General features: G+C 74.9%; 17 protein-coding genes. 6 read left to right on the top strand and 11 right to left on the bottom strand.

Translation table 11 applies throughout. The features are described 5' to 3' along the window. Window positions 1–124: 124 nt before the first annotated feature. Genes ABZZ17_RS32800 through ABZZ17_RS32810 form a run of 3 tightly spaced genes read right to left on the bottom strand, consistent with a single transcriptional unit; the run spans window position 125 to window position 2,930 of the window. Window positions 125–871, bottom strand: a complete 747-nt coding sequence (locus ABZZ17_RS32800; RefSeq protein WP_356881615.1) for an SseB family protein — start codon at window positions 869–871, stop codon at window positions 125–127. 2 nt (window positions 872–873) lie between these two features. Next, entirely contained in the window at window positions 874–2,112 is a 1,239-nt protein-coding gene (mycP, locus tag ABZZ17_RS32805; RefSeq protein WP_356881617.1) for a type VII secretion-associated serine protease mycosin, read from the bottom strand. Further along, on the bottom strand, window positions 2,109–2,930 hold the full coding sequence (locus tag ABZZ17_RS32810; RefSeq protein ID WP_356881619.1) for a hypothetical protein: 822 nt from the start codon (window positions 2,928–2,930) through the stop codon (window positions 2,109–2,111). The genes mycP and ABZZ17_RS32810 overlap by 4 nt, the downstream gene beginning before the upstream one ends. 144 nt (window positions 2,931–3,074) lie before the next feature. Here ABZZ17_RS32810 and ABZZ17_RS32815 point away from each other — a divergent pair, with 144 nt between their 5' ends. Beyond that, window positions 3,075–4,268 carry an amino acid deaminase/aldolase gene (locus ABZZ17_RS32815; RefSeq protein ID WP_356881621.1) on the top strand — a complete coding sequence of 398 codons (1,194 nt, stop codon included), beginning with the start codon at window positions 3,075–3,077 and terminating at the stop codon, window positions 4,266–4,268. Window positions 4,269–4,317: 49 nt separating this feature from the next. On the opposite strand, the gene ABZZ17_RS32820 is transcribed toward ABZZ17_RS32815, so the two are convergent. From ABZZ17_RS32820 to ABZZ17_RS32835, 4 genes are all read right to left on the bottom strand, one after another. Beyond that, the gene (locus ABZZ17_RS32820; protein ID WP_356881623.1) at window positions 4,318–5,613 is read right to left on the bottom strand and encodes an HAD family hydrolase; all 1,296 of its coding nucleotides are present in this window, start codon (window positions 5,611–5,613) and stop codon (window positions 4,318–4,320) included. Between the two features lie 131 nt (window positions 5,614–5,744). Further along, window positions 5,745–6,530 (bottom strand): 3-oxoacyl-ACP reductase, encoded by a 786-nt coding sequence (locus ABZZ17_RS32825; RefSeq protein ID WP_356881626.1) that lies wholly within the window; start codon window positions 6,528–6,530, stop codon window positions 5,745–5,747. A gap of 5 nt (window positions 6,531–6,535) precedes the next feature. Further along, entirely contained in the window at window positions 6,536–7,915 is a 1,380-nt protein-coding gene (locus tag ABZZ17_RS32830) for an aldehyde dehydrogenase family protein (protein WP_356881628.1), read from the bottom strand. 49 nt (window positions 7,916–7,964) lie between these two features. Continuing rightward, a complete protein-coding gene (locus ABZZ17_RS32835; protein WP_356881630.1) occupies window positions 7,965–9,338 on the bottom strand; it encodes a glutamine synthetase family protein in 1,374 nt (457 codons plus the stop codon). A 77-nt stretch (window positions 9,339–9,415) separates the two neighbouring features. Between ABZZ17_RS32835 and ABZZ17_RS32840 the strand changes: the two genes are divergently transcribed. The 3 genes from ABZZ17_RS32840 (at window position 9,416) to ABZZ17_RS32850 (ending at window position 12,701) form a co-directional block, all read left to right on the top strand. Next, window positions 9,416–10,162: an FCD domain-containing protein gene (locus ABZZ17_RS32840; protein WP_356881631.1), complete on the top strand. Its 747-nt coding sequence runs from the start codon at window positions 9,416–9,418 to the stop codon at window positions 10,160–10,162. A 197-nt stretch (window positions 10,163–10,359) separates the two neighbouring features. Beyond that, entirely contained in the window at window positions 10,360–11,838 is a 1,479-nt protein-coding gene (gene eat / locus ABZZ17_RS32845; protein ID WP_356881634.1) for an ethanolamine permease, read from the top strand. Window positions 11,839–11,966: 128 nt separating this feature from the next. Continuing rightward, complete coding sequence (locus ABZZ17_RS32850) at window positions 11,967–12,701, top strand: gamma-glutamyl-gamma-aminobutyrate hydrolase family protein (protein ID WP_356881636.1); 735 nt, start codon at window positions 11,967–11,969, stop codon at window positions 12,699–12,701. Window positions 12,702–12,798: 97 nt separating this feature from the next. Here the strand turns inward: ABZZ17_RS32850 and ABZZ17_RS32855 are convergent, their stop codons facing one another. Beyond that, the gene (locus tag ABZZ17_RS32855) at window positions 12,799–13,722 is read right to left on the bottom strand and encodes a LysR family transcriptional regulator (protein ID WP_356881638.1); all 924 of its coding nucleotides are present in this window, start codon (window positions 13,720–13,722) and stop codon (window positions 12,799–12,801) included. Window positions 13,723–13,792: 70 nt separating this feature from the next. Between ABZZ17_RS32855 and ABZZ17_RS32860 the strand changes: the two genes are divergently transcribed. Beyond that, a complete protein-coding gene (locus ABZZ17_RS32860) occupies window positions 13,793–14,923 on the top strand; it encodes a TDT family transporter (RefSeq protein ID WP_356881640.1) in 1,131 nt (376 codons plus the stop codon). A 28-nt stretch (window positions 14,924–14,951) separates the two neighbouring features. On the opposite strand, the gene ABZZ17_RS32865 is transcribed toward ABZZ17_RS32860, so the two are convergent. The 3 genes from ABZZ17_RS32865 to ABZZ17_RS32875 all read right to left on the bottom strand — a co-directional run bounded on the left by ABZZ17_RS32865 (window position 14,952) and on the right by ABZZ17_RS32875 (window position 18,447). Next, window positions 14,952–15,671 (bottom strand): helical backbone metal receptor, encoded by a 720-nt coding sequence (locus ABZZ17_RS32865; RefSeq protein ID WP_356881642.1) that lies wholly within the window; start codon window positions 15,669–15,671, stop codon window positions 14,952–14,954. Between the two features lie 4 nt (window positions 15,672–15,675). Then, window positions 15,676–16,224, bottom strand: coding sequence for an XRE family transcriptional regulator (locus ABZZ17_RS32870; RefSeq protein WP_356881697.1), 549 nt, complete (start codon window positions 16,222–16,224; stop codon window positions 15,676–15,678). Between the two features lie 240 nt (window positions 16,225–16,464). Further along, entirely contained in the window at window positions 16,465–18,447 is a 1,983-nt protein-coding gene (locus ABZZ17_RS32875; protein WP_356881644.1) for a peroxidase, read from the bottom strand. Window positions 18,448–18,821: 374 nt separating this feature from the next. On the opposite strand from ABZZ17_RS32875, the gene ABZZ17_RS32880 reads away from it, so the two are divergent. Further along, the gene (locus ABZZ17_RS32880) at window positions 18,822–19,727 is read left to right on the top strand and encodes a 5'-3' exonuclease (protein ID WP_356881699.1); all 906 of its coding nucleotides are present in this window, start codon (window positions 18,822–18,824) and stop codon (window positions 19,725–19,727) included. Window positions 19,728–19,748 lie beyond the last annotated feature (21 nt).

Consider the following 19,748-nt stretch of genomic DNA (forward strand, 5'->3'; position numbering starts at 1 on the left):
CGTCTGGTGCGTGCTCTCGGTGCGCCGGGCGGAAGCCCGCGTACTGGACGTACTTGGCTTTCGCCCGGTGCGGCGAGAGCGCGTGCCAGGCGTCGTGGGGCAGACGGGAGTTTGACGACAGGCCCTAGCGGCTGAAGAGCGGTTCGCCCGGCGGTACGGGCCCCTGCTGCGGGAGCAGCGCCAGGTCCAGGCCCCGTACGAGCCTGCCGCGCAGGGTTTCGTCGGCGGCGAGCGCCCCGGCCACCCGGCGGGCGGCGGCCGAAGCCCGCTCGCGGTCCTCGTCGGAGAGCACGACGGCGAGGGTGCCGTCGGAGCCGGGGCCGCCGGGGACCAGGTGGGCGCGGAGCACGGCGGGCTCGGCCGCCACGGCGGCCCGTACGGCCTCGCGCACGGCGGGGTCGGCCAGCGGGTCCGCGTCGGTGCGGCCCTCGGCGAGCGCGAGCAGCGCGGAGCCGGTGAGCTGGTACGGGACGGGGCCGGCGAGGTCGACGACGATCGTGTCGGCCTTCTCGTGCGCGGCGGCGGCGAGGGCCTGGTGCAGCGGGACGGCCACGGGCCGGGCCGCCGGGTCCCACAGGGCGAGCGAGGCGATCGAGGTGAAGGCGGGCAGGGCCCGCCGGTTCCCCGCCGTGAGGGTGGGGACGGCCATGTCGCTGGTCTTCTCGCGCTTCAGGCCGGTCTCGGGGTCGGTCTCGACCTCGCCGAGCATCGCCACGACGGGCACCAGCAGGCGGGCGTCCTTCAGGGCCGCGAGCACCTGCGGTTCGGCCGCCCGGTCCGCCGCCCAGGCGGCCAGGGCCGCGCTCAGCCGGGGATCGGCGGTGCCGTCGTCGTCGGAGAAACCGGGATCGGGAATGTTCTTGGTCGCCACAGTTACCCGAGCCTATCCCGCCGTGCGGTGCGCGGGCGCCGGGCCAGGACGCCGGCCACCCCGAGCAGGGCGATCCCCGCGACGGCGGCGGCCGGGGCGCCGAGCCGGGCGGGCCGCTCGGCGGGGCGGACCGGCTCGGGGCCGGGGCCGAACCAGCGGCCCGCGGCCGGGACGGGGGACGGCACCGGCGCCTCGGGGCGCAGCGCGTCGGCGGCCTGGAGGGCGGCGACGGGGTCCACGGTGCCGTGCCCGCGGGCGTCGTCGCGGCCGCCGGCCGGGCCGTCGGCGGCGGTGTCCTCCAGCAGCTTCTTGACCTGGGCCGGGGAGAGGTCCGGGTGGGCGGCCTTGACCAGGGCCGCGGCTCCGGACACGAAGGCGGCGGCGGCGCTGGTGCCCCAGCCCTCGTAGTAGGAGCGGTCCGGGTCGGCGATGACCACGTCGACGCCGGGGGCGCTGACGGTGGCGTACCAGTGCCGGGTGGAGAAGGGTGCCTTGTGGCCCTGCCGGTCGACGGCCGCGACGGCGATGACCCCGGGGTAGGCGGCGGGGTAGGAGGTGTGGTCGCCGCGCTCGCCGCCGTTGCCCGCGGAGGCGACGACGACGACGCCCTTGCCGAGGGCGTACTGGACGGCCTCGTCCTCGGCGGATTCGTGGTGGGCGGAGTCGCTGTCGTCGCCGAGCGACAGGTTGATCACGTCGGCGCCGTGGTCGGCGGCCCAGCGGATGCCCTCGGCGAGGGCGCCGGACTTGGCGTCGCGGGCCCGGGCGCGGCCGGGGTCGCCCTCTTCGAGGATCACCCGGACCGGCAGGATCTTCGCCTGCGGGGCGATGCCGAGGACGCCCTGGCCGCGGTGGGGGCCGTGGCCGCGGCCCGCGATGATACTGGCCATCGCCGTGCCGTGCCGGGCCCAGGCGCGGTCGCCCCGGCCGGCGCCCATGCCGACGAGGTCGGTGCCGTCGAGGACCTGGCCGGCGAGGTCGGGGTGGGTGGAGTCCACGCCGGTGTCGAGGACGGCGACGGTGACGCCGTCGCCCTGGGTGGTGCCCCAGGCCTCCTCGGCGCGCAGGGCGAGCAGGCCCCACTGGCGGTCGCGGATGGTGTCGGCGGCGGCGGGGTGCGCGGCGGTGGCGGCGAGCAGGGCGGCCAGGACCACGGCTCCGGCCGAGCGGACGGTCAGCCGGGCGGCCGTACGGGGGCCACGCGCGCCGGGGGTGGGCGGGGTGGTGGGGGTGGGGGTCATCGGGCGGCCGTCGCGGTGGGTGGGGGTGTGGAGGCGGGCGGGGCCGCGAGGGTGGCCAGGCCGCGCTCGAAGCGGGCCGCGAGGGCCTTGGCCTCGTAACCGAGGCCCGCTTCGGCGACGACCCCGGTCGCGCCCTGGGCCGCCGCCTCCTCGGCGGGGACGGGCGCGTCCATGCTGCGGCCGTCGGCGAAGGCGGAGACGGTGTAGACGAGGACCGGGGCCCCGGCGACGACGGCGGTGCTCCAGGCGGCGCGGCGGGTGTCGGCGTACGCGTAGGCGGGCGGGGCCGGCAGGCGGCCGCGGAGGCCGTCCATGGTGGCGGAGTCGGCGGGGGTGAAGACCAGGCCGACGGTGATCAGGGAGCTGCGGGTGGAGTCGGTGTAGGTGGCGCGGAGCACGCGGGTGCAGCCGGCGGCGGCGAGCGCGGCCCGCCAGTCGGGGGCGAGGGCGGCCCCGCAGTCCGCGTCGGGCGCCAGCGCGGTCCGGGTCCAGCTGCGGGCGGCTCCGCCCGGGCCGGCTTCGGGTCCGTCGAGCACGGGCGGGAACAGGCTGTCGACGGGGGCGGACCGCCACAGCGAGGCGGCCTGGCGGTAGGCGGCGTCCGGGGGCAACGGCCGGTGCGCGGCGCGGTGTTCGCTCCAGGCGGTGGCGGCGGCTCCGGCGAGCAGGCCGGTGCCGAGGAGGGCGCTCAGGACGGCGGCGGCGACGTGGCCGGGGCGGCGCGGCGGGCGGGCCTCGGGTGCGGGCCGGGGGTGGGGCTCGGGCTCGGGCGGGCCGGGCTCGCCGAGGAACGCGGCCTGTGGTGTCGACGTGGTCATCCGGCGGCTCCGCCCCCCGTTCCGTACGGCTGCCTGCCCGTACTCTACGGGGCCCGCGCCCCGGCGGGGACGGGGAAGGGTGCGGCCACCGCGCCCCGCGCCGGGGCCTACCCACCGGTAGAGGCGTCTGGCAAGCTGCCGGGCATGACTTCCGACCGGGCCCGGTACGACCGGGCGACGGCGCACCTCGAAGCGCCGCTGGCCATCGTCGACCTCGACGCGTTCGACGCCAACGCCGACGACCTCGTGCGCCGGGCGGGCGGGAAGCCGGTCCGCGTCGCGAGCAAGTCCGTGCGCTGCCGGGCGCTCCTCGAACGGGTCCTGGCGCGGCCCGGGTTCGCCGGGATCATGTCGTACACCCTCGCCGAGTCGCTGTGGCTGGCCCGGTCCGGCTTCGAGGACGTGCTGCTCGCCTACCCGTCCGCGGACCGGGCGGCCTTCGCGGAGCTCGCCGGGGACCCGAAGCTGGCGGAGGCCGTGACCGTGATGGTCGACGATCCCGCGCAGCTGGAACTGATCGACCGGGCGCGGGACGGCGGGTCGCAGGAGATCCGGGTCTGCCTGGAGCTGGACACCGCGCTGCACCTGCTCGGCGGCCGGGTGCGCGTCGGGGCGCGGCGCTCGCCGCTGCGGGAACCGGAGCAACTGGCCGGGCTGGCGCGGGCGGTCGCGGCGCGGCCCGGGTTCCGCGTGGTGGGGCTGATGGGCTACGAGGGGCACGTCGCCGGGGTCGGGGACGCGCTGGCCGGGCGGCCGGTGCGGTCGCGGATGATCCGGCTGATGCAGGGCGCGGCCCGCAAGGAGCTGGCGGCGCGGCGGGCCGAGGCGGTGCGGGCGGTCCGGTCGGTGGTGCCGGACCTGGAGTTCGTCAACGGCGGCGGCACGGGGAGCGTGCAGCAGACGGCCGCGGAGGAGGCGGTGACGGAGATCGCCGCCGGGTCGGGGCTGTACGTGCCGCGGCTGTTCGACAACTACACCTCGTTCCGGGGCCGGCCCGCGGCGCTGTTCGCGCAGCCGGTGGTGCGCCGGCCGGGGGTGGGCGTGGTGACGGTGCTCGGCGGGGGCTATCCGGCGTCGGGGGCTCCGGGTGCGGACCGGCTGCCGGTGCCGTACCTGCCGGAGGGGCTGCGCTACGACCCCCAGGAGGGGGCGGGCGAGGTGCAGACGCCGTTGCTGGGGAGCCCGGCGGACGATCTGCTGATCGGGGACCGGGTGTGGTTCCGGCACGCCAAGGCCGGTGAACTGTGCGAGCGGTTCGAGGCCCTGCACCTGGTCGAGGGCGACCGGGTGACGGCCACCGCCCCGACGTACCGGGGCGAGGGCCGCACCTTCCTGTAGCGGGCGCGCCGGCGGCGGGTGCGCCGGCAGGACGTGCGCGGTCACGGCACTAGAAGACGGTGTCCGTCTGGTCGGGGATGACGCCGCCGTCGCCCCGGCGGACGGGTCCGGGGGTTCCGTCGTGGTCGACGTAGCCCGTCGTGGAGCAGGGGTAGGGGCTGGTCTTGCGGGACTTCGGGTCGATGAACATCGGGTTCACGATCCACTTGCCGTCGCCGTTGTCGTAGGCCCGGCACATGAGCTCGTTCTTGTTGCGGTTGACGACCAGGCGCAGGGCGGTCGCGTCGCGCAGGAAGGAGATGTCGGTGTCGGAGTCACCGGCGGCGAATACCTGTCGGCGGGCCGCGGGCTGGACCTTCTCGGCGGCCGCGCCGCGGACGCCGAAGACCTCCTTGTTGATCCAGCAGCGCTTGCCGTCGATGTAGGTGATCATCGTGTCGGCGCCGTCCTCGACGGTTCCGCAGCCCTGGAAGTGCGGGGTGAACGTGCCGCCGCGGGTGGTGGTGTTGCGTATGCCGATGACGCGGTCGGCGTCGATGCCGACGCCCCGGGCCCAGACCTCGACGACCGGCTGCGGTGAGGCGGAGCTGATCCAGACGTCGAAGCCGGCCCGTCGGAGCTGTTCGACGAGGTCCTTCTGCTGGTCGTAGTAGCGGACCCAGCCGGTGGCGGTGCCGGTGCCGACCCGCTGCGTGGCGCCGACGGGCGCGGCGAGGTTCTCGGTGCGGGCGGCGGCCGCGAAGCCGCGTACCTCGCGTGCGGTCCAGCCCTGCATCAGCTGGGGCAGCCAGGCGTACGCGGGTTCGGTGGTGCGGCGGTCCCAGCCGGCGAAGGCGGCGGCTCCGGTGCGGGTGGCGGCGGTGCCGTAGACGGCGTTGATCTCGTCGGCGCAGGCCGCGCCCGCCGGGGTGCCGGTGGGCAGGGGGGTGCCGGGGCGGGCGAGGGGGCCGCAGGCCGCGGCGAGGGCCCGGGCGGCCGCCGGGGTGAGGTGGCGGCTGGTGGTGGCCCAGTTCCCGCCGGCGGGCTGGCGGATCTTCCCGTTGCGCAGCAGCCAGAACATGGTGGCGTCGCCGACGTCGTTCTTGACGACGGTGTTGTCCCAGTCGAAGACGGCGACGGGCTTGGCGCGGCCCGGGCGGTGCGGGCCGCAGCTGCCGTACCGGTCGATGAGCTGCTGGAGCCGGGCCTGGTTGTCGCCGTACCAGCCGGCCGCGAGCTTCGGGGTGGTGCAGTGCGCGGCGGGGCGGGCCGCGTGGGCGGCGGGCCCGGCGGCGAGGAGGCCGCCGGCGGCCGCGGCGGCGGCGGCGAGGGCCTGGAGGCGCCGGGTGGTGCCGGTTCTGGTCACGGGGTGGACGCTCCTGATTCCGGTGAAGGTCGTCGGGGACGGTGGAGCACGACAGCCGGGCGTCGTGCGACGCCCGGCTGTCGGGAGGTGCGGTACGGGTGGACGCCCGGGGCGGCGTCCGGCGGGGCGGGCTACAGGGGGGTGACGTAGGCGCCGGCGATGCCGCCGTCGACGAGGAAGTCGGTGGCGTTGACGAAGGAGGAGTCGTCGCTGGCGAGGAAGGCCACGGCGGCGGCGATCTCGGTGGGTTCGGCGAACCTGCCGAGCGGGATGTGCACGAGGCGGCGGGCGGCGCGCTCGGGGTCCTTGGCGAAGAGTTCCTGGAGGAGGGGGGTGTTGACCGGGCCGGGGCACAGGGCGTTCACGCGGATGCCCTCGCGGGCGAACTGCACGCCGAGTTCGCGGGACATGGCGAGGACGCCGCCCTTGGAGGCGGTGTAGGAGATCTGGGAGGTGGCCGCGCCCATGATGGCGACGAAGGAGGCGGTGTTGATGATGGAGCCGCGGCCCTGGCGCTGCATGTAGGGCAGGGCGGCCTTGCAGCACAGGTAGACGGAGGTGAGGTTGACGTCCTGGACGCGGCGCCAGGCGTCGAGTTCGGTGGTGAGGATGGAGTCGTCGTCGGGGGGCGAGATGCCCGCGTTGTTGAAGGCGATGTCGACGGAGCCGTAGGTGTCGTAGGCCGTCTTGAAGAGGGCGTCGACCTGTTCCTTGTCGGTGACGTCCACCTGGACGAAGGTGCCGCCGACCTCTTCGGCGGCGGCCTTGCCGGCGGCCGGGTCGATGTCGGCGCAGACGACGTTGGCGCCTTCGGAGGCCAGTCGGCGGGCGGTGGCCAGGCCGATGCCGCTGCCGGCTCCGGTGATGACGGCGGTGCGGCCGACGAGGCGGCGGCAGATGATCTCTTCGTTCGACATGCTGGTCAGGCCTCCGTGCTGATGAAGACGTTCTTGGTTTCGGTGAAAGCGGTGAGGGCGTCGGGTCCGAGCTCGCGGCCGAGGCCGGACTGCTTGTATCCGCCGAAGGGGGTCCAGTAGCGGACGCTGCTGTGGGAGTTGACGGAGAGGTTGCCGGCGGCGACGGCGCGCGAGACGCGCAGGGCGCGGCCGACGTCGCGGGTCCAGAGGGAGCCGGAGAGGCCGTACTCGGTCGCGTTGGCCAGGCGTACGGCGTCCTCCTCGTCCTCGAAGGGGAGGACGACCGCGACCGGCCCGAAGACCTCCTCTACGGCGACGGGCGCCGTGGGGGCGACGTCGGTGACGAGGGTGGGCGGGTACCAGAAGCCGGGGCCCTCGGGGGCGGTGCCGCGGACGGCGGTGAGGTCGTCGGTGACGTACGCGCGGACGCGGTCGAGTTGCGCGCGGGAGATGAGCGGGCCCATCTGGGTCTTGTCGTCGAGCGGGTCGCCGACGCGGACGGACTCGACGGCGGGGGTGACGAGCGCGAGGAAGCGGTCGTAGACGGAGCGCTGGACGAGGATCCGGGTGCGGGCGCAGCAGTCCTGGCCGGTGTTGTCGAGGAAGGCCATGGGGGCGGCGGCCGCGGCGGCTTCGAGGTCGGCGTCGGCGAAGACGATGTTGGGGCTCTTGCCGCCGAGTTCGAGGGTGACGCGCTTCACCCGGTCGGCGCACTTGGACATGATCTGCTTGCCGACGCGGGTGGAGCCGGTGAAGACGATCTTCGCGATTCCGGGGTGCTCGACCAGTGCGTTTCCGGTGACCGCTCCGTGGCCGGGGAGGACCTGGAAGAGGTGCTCGGGGATCCCGGCTTCGAGGGCGAGTTCGGCGAGGCGCAGGGCGGTGAGCGGGGTGGTTTCGGCGGGCTTGAGGATGACGGCGTTGCCCGCGGCGAGGGCGGGGGCCAGGCCCCAGGCGGCGATCGGCATGGGGAAGTTCCAGGGGGCGATCACGCCGATGACGCCGAGGGGTTCGAGGAAGGTGACGTCGATGCCGCCCGCGACCGGGATCTGGCGGCCGGAGAGGCGTTCGACTCCCCCGGCGGCGAAGTCGAGCAGGTCGCGGACGTTGCCCGCTTCCCAGCGGGCGTTGCCAAGGGTGTGGCCGGCCTCGCGGACCTCCAGGAGGGCGAGTTCCTCGACGTGCGCGTCGACGGCCGCGGCGAAGCGGCGCAGGACTCTGGCCCGGTCCGCGGGGGCGGCGGCGGCCCAGCCGCGCTGGGCGGCGGCGGCTCTCAGGACGGCCGCGTCGACGTCGTCCCGTGTGGCGGCCGGGACGGTGGCGACGACCTCCTCGGTGGCCGGGTTCAGCACGGTCAGGTGGACGGGGGCCCGCTCGTCGGACACGTGGTGCCTCTCTGGTTCTTCGGGTGGGGCGGTGCGTGGGGTGCGGCCGTTACAGGCGTTCGAAGGAGCGGCGCAGCTCCCAGTCGGTGACGGCGGAGTCGTAGGCGTCGAGTTCGACGCGGGCCATGTTGCGGTAGTGGGCGACGACTTCGGGGCCGAAGGCGGCCTTGGCGATCTCGCTGTTCTCCCAGAGTTCCGCGGCCTCGCGCAGGGTCGCGGGGACGTGCGCGTAGTCGGCGGTGTAGGCGTTGCCCGGACAGGACTCGGGGAGTTCCAGGCGGTTCTCGATGCCGTAGAGGCCGGCCGCGACCAGGCCGGCGACGGCGAGGTAGGGGTTGACGTCGCCGCCGGGGAGGCGGTTCTCGAAGCGCATGGAGCGGCCGTGGCCGACGACGCGCAGGGCGCAGGTGCGGTTGTCGACGCCCCAGGCGACGGCGGTCGGGGCGAAGGATCCCGGGCGGAAACGCTTGTACGAGTTGATGTTCGGGGCGTAGAGAAGGGAGAAGTCGCGCAGCGCGGCCAGCTGGCCGGCCAGGAAATGACGCATCACGGGTGACATGCCGTGTTCCTGGCCGTGTCCGTCGCCGGCCATGGCGTTGTGCCCGTCGGCGTCGGCCAGGGAGAGGTGGATGTGGCAGGAGTTGCCCTCGCGCTCGTCGTACTTGGCCATGAAGGTGAGCGAGACGCCCTCCTGGGCGGCGATCTCCTTGGCTCCGGTCTTGTAGACGGAGTGCTGGTCGCAGGTGGTGAGCGCCTCGTCGTAGCGGAAGGCGATCTCGTGCTGGCCGAGGTTGCACTCGCCCTTGGCGGACTCGACGACGAGCCCGGCGGCCTGCATCTCGTTGCGGATGCGCCGCAGGAGGGGTTCGACGCGGCCCGTGCCGAGCACGGAGTAGTCGATGTTGTACTGGTTGGCGGGGGTCAGGCCGCGGTAGTTGGCGTTCCAGGCCTGCTCGTAGGTGTCCTGGAAGACCATGAACTCCAGCTCGGTGCCGACCATCGCGGTGTAGCCCTGTTCGGCGAGGCGTTCCAGCTGGTGGCGCAGGATCTGCCGGGGGGCGGCGACCACGGGCGTGCCGTCGCTCCAGGCCAGGTCGGCGAGGAGGAAGGCGCTGCCGGGGTTCCAGGGGATGCGGCGCAGGGTGGCGAGGTCGGGGTGCATGGCGAAGTCGCCGTAGCCCCGGTCCCAGGAGGACATCTCGTACCCGTCGACGGTGTTCATGTCGGTGTCGACGGCGAGGAGGTAGTTGCAGCCCTCGGTGCCGTGGGCGAGGACCTCGTCGAGGAAAAACTGTGCGGCGAACCGCTTGCCCTGGAGCCGCCCCTGCATGTCGGGGAAGGCCAGGACGACTGTGTCGATCTCACCGCTGGCGACGAGGGCACGGAGCTCCTCGGGCGCGAGCGGCGGCTTGCGGTCTACCACTGGAATCTCTCCTTCGGTGAGCCGAGTGCGCCTAAGGTATTGAACAGAACCATTGCTTGGGAAGGGGAGGAGCCGAGATGACCGACACGGCGAGCGAGGACGGCGCGATCGCGCGGCTGAATCCCGTGCTGCGGCAGGTGCGGGCGGGCAACGGTTTCGAGGAGGCGCTGGAGCAGATCCTCCAGGTGGTCCGGCTGGGTCTGGTGCCGGGCGGGGAACGACTTCCGCCGGAGCGTGAACTGGCCGAGCGGATGGGGATCAGCCGGGTGACCCTGCGCGAGGTGCTGAAGGTGCTCCAGGACCAGGGCCTGGTAGAGGCCCGGCGCGGCCGGTACGGCGGAACGTTTGTGCTGGCCCGCCCGGACACCCCGGCGAGCGGCGCCGAGGAGGAGCTGCGGCGGCGGGTCGCCGGTGTGGACATCGAGGACGCGCTGCGGTTCCGCGAGGTGCTGGAGGTGGGCGCGGCCGGGCTGTGCGCCGCGCACGGGCTGACCGAGGAGGGCTCCGAACGGCTGCTCCGCGCCCTGGCGGCCACCCACGACGCCCCGCTCGCCGACTACCGCCGCCAGGACACCCTCTTCCACCTGACCCTGTGCGAGCTGGCGGGCTCCCCCACGCTGACGGCCCAGTACGCGGCCGTCCGCGCGACCGTGAACGACCTGCTGGACTGCATCCCGCTGCTGGTGCGCAACCTGGAGCACTCCCAGCAGCAGCACACGGCGCTGGTGGAGGCGGTGCTGGAGCGCGACGCCGACGGGGCGCGCGAGACGATGCGCGAGCACTGCTGCGGCACGGCGGCTCTGCTGCGCGGGTTCCTCGCGTGAGGGCGGGCTTCCTCGCGAGGGGGCCGGTTTCCCCGCCTCCTCGCGTCCGCCCCGGCGCGCACTCCCCGTGACGAGGGGTGGGCAGCCGGGTGACGGGAGAGGTTTTCGTAACCCCTGTTTAACGCACGGGTCTTGCGCGCTCCACTCACCTGACGCAAAGGTACGCCTCACAACCATTGCCCTAGGCAGGAGCGCACATGGCCGACGACATCGCACCCGTGCCCGTCAAGACACCCCCCGGGTCCGGCTCCGGCTCCCCCGGCGGCGCTGACGCGGAGTACCTGCAACGCCGCACCCTGCGCCGCGGCAGCGCCGGCTGGCTGCTGCTGACCGGACTCGGGGTGGCCTACGTGGTCTCCGGGGACTTCTCCGGCTGGAACGTCGGCCTGGACAAGGGCGGGTTCGGCGGCCTCGCCATCGCCACCGTCCTGATGGGCGTCATGTACGCCTGTCTGGTGTTCTCCCTCGCCGAGCTGTCCACGATCCTCCCGACGGCGGGCGGCGGCTACGGCTTCGCCCGACGGGCACTGGGCCCCTGGGGCGGCTTCCTGACCGGCACCGCCATCCTGATCGAGTACATCCTGGCCCCGGCGGCGATCGTCATCTTCATCGGTGACTACGTCGAATCCCTGGGCCTGTTCGGGCTCACCTCCAGCTGGCCCGTCTACCTCGGCTGCTTCGTCGTCTTCATCGGCGTCCACCTGTGGGGGGTGGGCGAGGCCCTGCGCTTCAGCCTGGTGGTCACCGCCATCGCCGTCGCCGCGCTGCTGATCTTCGCGATCGGGGCCTTCACCGAGTTCGACGCCTCCTCCCTGAACGACATCGCGGTGGACACCAGCGCGTTCGGCGCCGGCTCCTGGCTGCCCTTCGGCGTCCTCGGGATCTGGGCCGCCTTCCCGTTCGGCATGTGGTTCTTCCTCGGCGTCGAGGGCGTGCCGCTGGCCGCCGAGGAGGCCAAGGACCCCGTCCGCTCCATGCCGAAGGCCCTCGCCATCTCCATGGGCATCCTCGCCCTGCTCGCCCTGATCACCTTCTTCGCCGCGACCGGCGCGCAGGGCGCCGACGCCGTGAGGACCGCCGGCAACCCGCTGGTGGTGGCCCTGGAAGGGGACGGCGGGCCGACCGCGCTGAGCCGGTTCGTCAACTACGCGGGCCTCGCGGGTCTGGTCGCCTCCTTCTTCTCCCTCATCTACGCCGGTTCGCGCCAGCTGTTCGCGCTCTCCCGGGCCGGATACCTGCCGCGGTTCCTGTCGCTCACCTCGAAGCGCAAGGCCCCGTACCTCGGTCTGGTGATTCCCGGTGCGATCGGTTTCGCTCTCGCGGCGTCCACCGGCAACGGCGCCCGCATGCTGAACATCGCCGTGTTCGGCGCGACGATCTCGTACGCGCTGATGGCCCTCTCGCACATCGTGCTGCGCCGCCGCGAGCCCGGCCTGGAGCGCCCGTACCGCACCCCGGGCGGCGTCCTGACCTCGTCCGTCGCCTTCGTGCTGGCCCTGTCGGCGCTGGTCGCCACCTTCCTGGTCGACAAGGACGCGGCGTTCATCGCGGTCGCCGTGTACGCCGTCGCGCTCGCCTACTTCGCCTTCTACAGCCGGCACCGGCTGGTGGCCTCGGCTCCGGAGGAAGAGTTCGCCGCGCTGGCGGAAGCCGAGGCGGAGTTGACCCGCGACTGAAATCCTGGGCCCGACCGGCAGGCCCGGACCGGCCCCGGCAGAACCGTCCGCAGATCCGTCAGCAGGCCCGTCGACGGGCCCCCGACCCCTGAGCCCCACCGTTCGGCACCACCTTCGGAGGTAGAACCGTGCCCAGGCCGCTCATCGGCATCACCACGTACGTGGAGGAATCCACCCGCTACGGCGTGTGGGACCTGCCCACGTCCCTCGTCCCCACCGGGTACCACGAACTCGTCCAGGCGGCGGGCGGCTCGGCCGTGCTGCTGCCCCCGGACGAACCGGGGCGGGCGGCGGAGGTGCTGGAGCGGGTGGACGGCCTGGTCGTCGCGGGCGGACCCGACGTGGACCCGGTCCACTACGGCGCCCCGCGCGACCCGCGCACGGGCGCCCCGGCGACGGTCCGCGACACCTGGGAACTGGCCCTGCTCACGGCCGCCCTGGAATCCGGCCTGCCGGTCCTGGGCATCTGCCGGGGCATGCAGGCGCTGAACGTCGCCCTGGGCGGGACGCTGGTCCAGCACATCGACGGCCACGTCCACACCCCCGGCGTCACCTCCTGGCACCCGGTCCGGCCGGTCCCGGGCACCCGGTACGGGGCGCTCGTCCCGGAGGAGGCGGACGTACCCACCTACCACCACCAGGCGGTGGACCGCCTGGGCCGGGACCTGCTCGTCTCCGCGTACGCCCTGGACGGCACGGTGGAGGCCATCGAGCTCCCCGCCCCCGGCCCGTGGGTGCTCGGCGTCCAGTGGCACCCGGAACGCGACAAGGACACCCGCGTGATGGCGGCCCTGATCGAAGCGGCCGCCGACCGCTCCGCGCACACGGACACCCCGGTCCTCACGGGCGCCACCGCCGGCTGACCCGGCCCGCCGGATCACGCGCACCGCCCGCGGGACCCGGCGGCCGCGCGCCGGACCAGGGCCGGAACCTCCCGCGGGCCGCGGGCCGGGGCCGGAACTAGGGGCGGGCCCGGGTCAGTGACAGGAGGTCGCGGGCCGGGCCCGCCGGGCGGGAGCCGGTGGGCCACACGGCGCGCAGCGCCCGGTCCAGCCCGGCCCCGGCCACCGGGACCGCCACCAGCCGGCGCCCGGCCAGTTCGTCCCCCAGCGCGAGCTCCGACAGCACGCACGGCCCGGCGCCGCTGACCGCGGCCGCCTTCACCGCCGTGGTCGACGCCAGTTCCAGCAGCGGATCCGCCAGCCCGCCGCAGCCGGCCAGCGCCGCGTCCAGGACCTGCCGGGTGCCCGAGCCCCACTCCCGCAGGATCAGCGGGGTCTGCGCCAGCTCGGCCGCGGACACCGGCCGGGTGCGCCGCGCCCAGGGGTGCGAGGGGGCCACGGCCACCACGAGCCGGTCCTGCGCGATGACCGCCGAGTCCAGTCCCTCCGGCACGGACAGCCCCTCCACGAAGCCGAGGTCCGCGCCGTGCGCGAGGACCCGCTGCGCCACGTCCGCCGAGTTCCCCGCGTACAGGGACACCGCCGTTCCGGGCCGCGCCCCGCGCAGGGCGATCAGCCACCCGGGCAGCAGGTACTCGGCGATGGTCATGCTGGCCGCCACCCGCAGCCGCGAGTCCCGCCGGCCCCGTAGCGCCTGCGCCCCCGCGTCGAAGGCCTCGGCCGCCTCCACGACCCGCCGGGCCCAGTCCGTGACCAGCGCGCCCTCCGCCGTGAGGGTCGACCCGCGCGGGGAGCGGTCGACGAGCGCCACGCCCAGCCGGACCTCCATCGCCCGGATCCGGCTGCTCGCCGCGGGCTGCGTGATGCCCATCCGCCGCGCCGCCCCGCTCAGACTGCCGACGCGCGCGACTTCGAGCAGCAGCTCCAGCGCGCCCAGGTCCGGCACGCGGTGCGCAAGCGGAACCCACTCCTCATTACCCATAACATCAGTTTATGGCCTCATAGGGATGCGACCTCTGCCCGCCCGCTCCCGCCGGGGCGACGCTGGACCCATGGCCACCACCCTCGCGCCGACCCGCGCCACCCGCACCACCCGCACCGCCCCCCGGACCCACAAGGTCCCGGCCCTGCGTCACCTCGGCCCCAACTGGTACGCCTCCGTCATGGGCACGGCCATCATCGCCAACGCCGGCGCGACCCTCCCGTACCAGCTCCCCGGCCAGCGCCTGGTCTGCCAGGGCATGTGGGCGCTGTCCGCCCTCGCCCTCGCCGTCCTGCTCACCGCCCGCGCCGGACACTGGCTCCACCACCGCGACCAGGCCCGGGCCCACCTGCTCGATCCCGCCGTCGCGCCCTTCTACGGCTGCCTGTCGATGGCACTGCTGGCCGTCGGCGCGGGCACCCTGCTCGTCGGCAAGGACCTGATCGGGGAGCCCGCAGCCCTCGCCGCCGACGCCGTGCTGTTCTCCGCCGGAACCGCGATCGGCCTGGTCATGGCCGTCGTGGTGCCCTACCTGATGGTGGTCCGCCACAAGGTCGAGGCCTCCCAGGCCACCCCCGTCTGGCTGCTGCCCGTCGTCGCCCCCATGGTCTCCGCCGCCGTGGGACCCCTGCTGATACCCCACCTGCCCGCGGGCCAGGCCCGCGAGGCGATGCTGCTGGCCTGCTACGCCATGTTCGGCGTCAGCCTGCTGGCCACCCTGCTGCTGCTCCCCCTGGTCTTCGGCCGGCTGATCGTCAGCGGTCCGCTGCCGCTGGCGCTGACCCCCGCGCTGTTCCTCGTACTGGGCCCCCTCGGCCAGTCCACCACCGCCGTGAACCAGCTCGCCGACGTGGCCCACCAGTCCATCCAGGGCCCCTACGCGGCCGCGTTCGGCGCCTTCGCGGTCGTCTACGGGGTCCCCGTCATGGGCTTCGCCCTGCTGTGGCTGGCCCTCGCGTCGGCGATGCTGGTCCGCGCCGCCCGCGCCGGAATGCCCTTCGCGATGACCTGGTGGGCCCTGACCTTCCCCGTCGGCACCTGCGTCACCGGCGCCGCCGGACTGGCCCGCCACACCGGCCTGACCGCCTTCTCCTGGCTGGCCGCGGCCCTCTTCCTCGGACTGCTCACCGCCTGGCTGCTCGCCGCCGGTCACACCCTGCGCGGCCTGTTCAGCGGCCGGCTGCTCGCCGCCCCGCGCTGACCACCCCCGCGGACGCCCCGGGAGGGATTCAGCGCAGCGCCGCCCGCAGGGCCGCCGCCAGTACCGCCGGAGCCTGCGCCAGCGAGGGCCCGTACCAGGTCAGGTGGCGGCCGCTGAGCAGCGCCGCGGGCAGGCCCGGGAAGGCCTCGGGCCCGTCGTCGGCGGTGAACCGGTAGGGCTCGTCCGGGAGAACCACCAGGTCGCAGCCGCTCGCGGCGAGCTCGGCCGCCGCGACCTTCGGGTACCGCTCGGCGTGCCCGGCGTAGGCGTTGCGGACCCCGAGCCGGGCCAGGAGGTCACCGGCGAAGGTGTCCCGGCCCAGCACCATCCAGGGCCGCCGCCACACCGGTACGAAGGCCGTGAGCTCCCCCACCGGCTCCGCCCGGGCCCAGGCCTCCTCGGCGTCCGCCAGCCACGCGGGCCGCTCCAGCCCCAGCGCCCCCACGAGGACCCGGTCCAGTTCGGCCAGTGCCTGCGGGAGGTCCCGGATCTCGGTGACCAGTACCTCCGCCCCGGCCGCGCGCAGCGCCGCCAGGTCCGGGGCCCGGTTCTCCTCCTCGTTGGCGATGACCAGGTCGGGGCGCAGTTCCAGGACGGCCCGTACGTCCGGGTTCTTGGTCCCCCCGATGCGCACCGCGCCCCCGAGGTCCGCCGGGTGCGTGCACCAGTCGGTCACCCCTACCAGCAGGCCCGGCGCGCTCACCGCGACCGCCTCGGTCAGCGAGGGCACGAGCGAGACGACGCGCACGGGCTCAGTTCCCGGGCGAGGGGGGCTCGGACGTGGCGTGGATGTGGTCGCCGACCGCCACGACCAGGATCCGGGTGTCCTCGCCGGCGGCCCGCCAGCGGTGGCGCACCCCGCCCGACAGGAAGAGGGCGTCGCCGCTCTCCAGCCGGTACGCCCGCCCCTCGGCCTCCACCTGGCAGGAGCCGGAGACCACGTACATCAGCTCGTCGTTGCGGTGCTGGTACTCCCGTCCGGCGTCCTGCTCCCCGGTGAACTCCAGGGCGTGCAGCTGGTGGTGTCCGCGGACGAGGGGGCGCACGCCGGGCACCGGTGTGAGCGCGGATTCGTCGCCCGCCCGTACGAGGTCCACGGTGCGGGCGGTGTCGGAGGCGGCCAGCAGCTCGACGGCGGTGGTCTCCAGGGCGTCGGCGACCCGCTCCAGGGAACGCATGCTGGGGCGGGCCCGCTCGTTCTCTATCTGGCTCAGGAAGGGCACCGACAGGCCGCTGCGGGCCGACACGGCGGCCAGCGTCAGGTGCAGGGCGCGGCGCCGCTTGCGGACGGCCACTCCCACCCGGAGCGGTTCCTTGGAGTCCTTCTCCTTGTCGTTTCCGACGGCGGGCCCGTTCCCGAAGCTCCCGCCGTCCGTGCCGTCCGCGATGTTCCCGTCTTCCTTGTCGTTCATGTCGGGGCTGCCCTCCCCTGTCCTCGGCGCACATCGGTGTGCTGTAAGCACCTTACGCAGCTACCGCCCCCGGATTCGCGTGCAAGAGCGGACCGGACCCCGCCCCGGCGACGTCCCGCGCCTCCTCGGTCACCCTGCGTGGCCGTCGGGGGCCCGCCACAGCACACGGTCGCCGTCGACGATCACCACGTCACCCTCCGGCCGGACGAGCAGCCGGGCCCCGGGGTGGCCGCCGGTGCCGCTGCTCCACACCGTCCGGGCGGCGTCGTCGCGCACGGCCAGCTCCCCGTCGCGGAAGACGGCGTCGTGCCCGCCGCCGCCGGTGCCCGCGCTCCAGGGGCGGCCGCCCTCGGGGTCCAGCAGGACGAGGTCGCCGTCGGCCCCGAAGGCCAGGCGGGCGTCGCCCGCGTCGAGGACGTCGCCGGCGCGCAGGACGGTGCCGGGGTGGACCTCGACGGAGGCGTCGAGGTCGCCGTCGACGAGGGCGCGGAGGGTGGGCAGGGAGGGGGTGAAGGCGTAGAGGGCGCCCTCGGTGCGCACGAAGCGGCCGAAGTGCAGGGGGGTCGCCCGGCTGCCGCTCTGCGCGGGGGTCTCGAAGGTGGCCGGGGTGTCGGGGCCGAGCACGGGGTCGGCGCCGACGCGGGGGTTGCGGCCGGGCGGGAAGTCGGCGTCGTTGATCCACCGTTTGGCGACGAACTCGAACTGCTGGACCAGGTCGGCCTGGTAGCCGATGAACAGCAGGCCGCGCGGGGTGTCCGGGCCGCCCTCGCCCTCCTTCGCGGCGGGATCGTAGGCGGGGCCGAAGGGGATGCCGCGCCGGATGATGCGGCGCCCGTCGAGTTCGGCGGCGGCGAGCGGGGGCCGGCCGGGGACGGTGACGAGGCCGTCGCGCGGGTTGCCCTTGCGGATGTGCGCGAAGAGCGGGGTGCGCCAGCCCTGCGGGTCGTCGGCGTACGCGAGGTCAGCGTCGGGGTCCCGGCCGGGCGGACCGGGCCGCTCGGCGGCCGGGCAGCCCGCGATGGGGGTTCCGCCGGGCCAGCGGCCCACCATGCGGGCGGCGAACCAGGTCGGGTCCGCCTCGGGCGGCGCCGCCCCGGCCTTCTTCAGTCCGGCCACCAGTTCCCCGGCCTGCTTCCACCACCCGGGGACGTCCTGCGCGAGCCGGCGGACCACCTGGAAGGAGCCTCCGGTGGCCCAGGCCGGCAGCCCGGCGGGCCGCTGCCCCGCCTTCTCCTGCCCTACGAGGAACTCCCCGGCCGGCACCAGCCGGGTGCCGGGCTTCCCCAGGACCGTGGCCGTACTCGCCGGGTCGGGGGCGTCGAAGCCGCGTACGCCGGGCTGGCTCATCCCGTCCGCGAAGCCGAAGTGCTCGTGCCCGCGCAGGGCTCCGGTCAGGGTCGCCCCGTCCTGCCGGAACACGACCGAGCCTCCACCCGCTCTGACGGCGTCCCTGTGGCGGGCCACGGCTTCGGCGAGCCGGTCCGGTTCGTCGGCGGCCAGGCTGAGGACGGCGTGGACGGCGCGTCCGGGTTCCTCGGCGCCGAACAGCCAGGAGTCGGGGGCGCTGGCGCCGGTGTCCCCGAGGGCCTCGGCCCGCTGGGCGGCGCCCTGGCTGAACGCCTCGGCGGTGCCGCCGGCGGGCAGGGCCGGGAAGGGGTCGCGCCCGGCGAGCAGGCGCAGCCCGGGGTGGGTGAGGGACAGGCCCGTCCAGAGCGCGGACAGGGAGGCCGGGTCGGTGCCGCCGGACTTCACCCGGGCCGCGCTGAAGGCGGCGTTGAAGCGGGCCATCTCCTCGGTGGTGGAGATCTCGGGCAGCAGCCGGCCGAGCCAGCGGCGGGCCATGGCCGCGCCGCGGAAGTGCAGGAGCAGCAGGCAGGCGTGGTCCTTGCGGGAGCCGGCCAGGATGTCGCCCTGGCTGTCGCGGTCGGCGCGCAGCGGCAGTTCGGCGGCGGCCGCGCGCCCGTCGGCGCGGACGGCGGCGGGCGCCGCCGGCGGAGCGGCCGCGGGGACGGCCGCCGCGGCGGCCCGGGGGCACGCCGTGAGGGCTGCGGTGGCGGCTCCGGCCACCAGGACGGATCTGCGGGCGGGGCCGAAGGGCGGGGCGGCGTCCATGAGGGCTCCTGGGTGGGGGGCGGGGGAAGAGCGGCGACGCGGAGGAACGGGGTGCGCGGCCGGCGACCGGGACGGGCCGCGCCTGCCGGGGGCCGGCGCGCGGGGCCACCCGGCGGTTCCGGCCGCCAATTCGCCGTCGGCGACGGCGGGATGACGGGACGGCGGGGCCGTCTCGATGGCGGGGACGGGCGTCGGGACTCCTCGCGTCGGGGGCCGGGCGGGCAGGACCTCCCGGCAGTGATCACACCCTCCGGGAAAGATCGCGGACGCGCGCGGCGGACGACCTGTTGGAGTGACGAAACGATCACCCCGGGTGACCCGCGGGGCGGTGCGCACGGTGCGGCATCATCGTCTGCGTGACGACACGACGCCTGATGCTCCTCGACACCGCCTCCCTCTACTACCGCGCCTACTTCGGCGTCCCGGACTCCGTGAAGGCCCCCGACGGCACCCCGGTCAACGCCGTGCGCGGACTCCTCGACTTCATCGGCCGGCTGGTCCAGGACCACCGCCCGGACGACCTGGTGGCCTGCATGGACGCCGACTGGCGGCCCCACTGGAGGGTGGAACTGATCCCCTCCTACAAGGCGCACCGGGTCGCCCTGGAAACGGAATCCGGGCCCGACGTGGAGGAGACCCCGGACACCCTCGCCCCCCAGGTGCCGATCATCGAGGCGGCGCTGGACGCCTTCGGCATCGCCCGCGTGGGCGTCGCCGGGTACGAGGCGGACGACGTGATCGGTACGCTCACCGCCCGGGCGACCGGCCCGGTCGACATCGTCACCGGCGACCGGGACCTGTACCAGCTGGTGGACGACGCCCGTCAGCGCCGCGTGCTGTACCCGCTCAAGGGCGTGGGCACGCTCCAGGTGACGGACGAGGCCTGGCTGCGCGAGAAGTACGGCGTGGACGGCCCCGGATACGCGAACCTGGCGCTGCTGCGCGGCGACCCGAGCGACGGCCTTCCGGGGGTTCCCGGAGTCGGCGAGAAGACCGCCGCCAAGCTGCTGGACGCGTACGGTGACCTGGCCGGGATCATCGCCGCGATCGACGATCCGAAGTCGAAGCTGACCCCCACACAGCGTAAGCGGCTGGACGAATCCCGGCCGTATCTGGCGGTGGCCCCCAAGGTCGTCCAGGTGGCCTCGGACGTACCCCTTCCGGCCTTCGACCCCGCTCTCCCACGGGTTCCGGCGCAGCCCCAGGTGGTCGACGCGCTCGCCCATCGGTGGGGTCTGGGCGGAGCGATCTCGCGCCTGAGCAGCGCACTGCTCCCATGAGGTGCTAACTTAGGTAATCCT

Source organism: Streptomyces sp. NPDC006512 (assembly GCF_040611935.1).
Classification (GTDB): domain Bacteria; phylum Actinomycetota; class Actinomycetes; order Streptomycetales; family Streptomycetaceae; genus Streptomyces.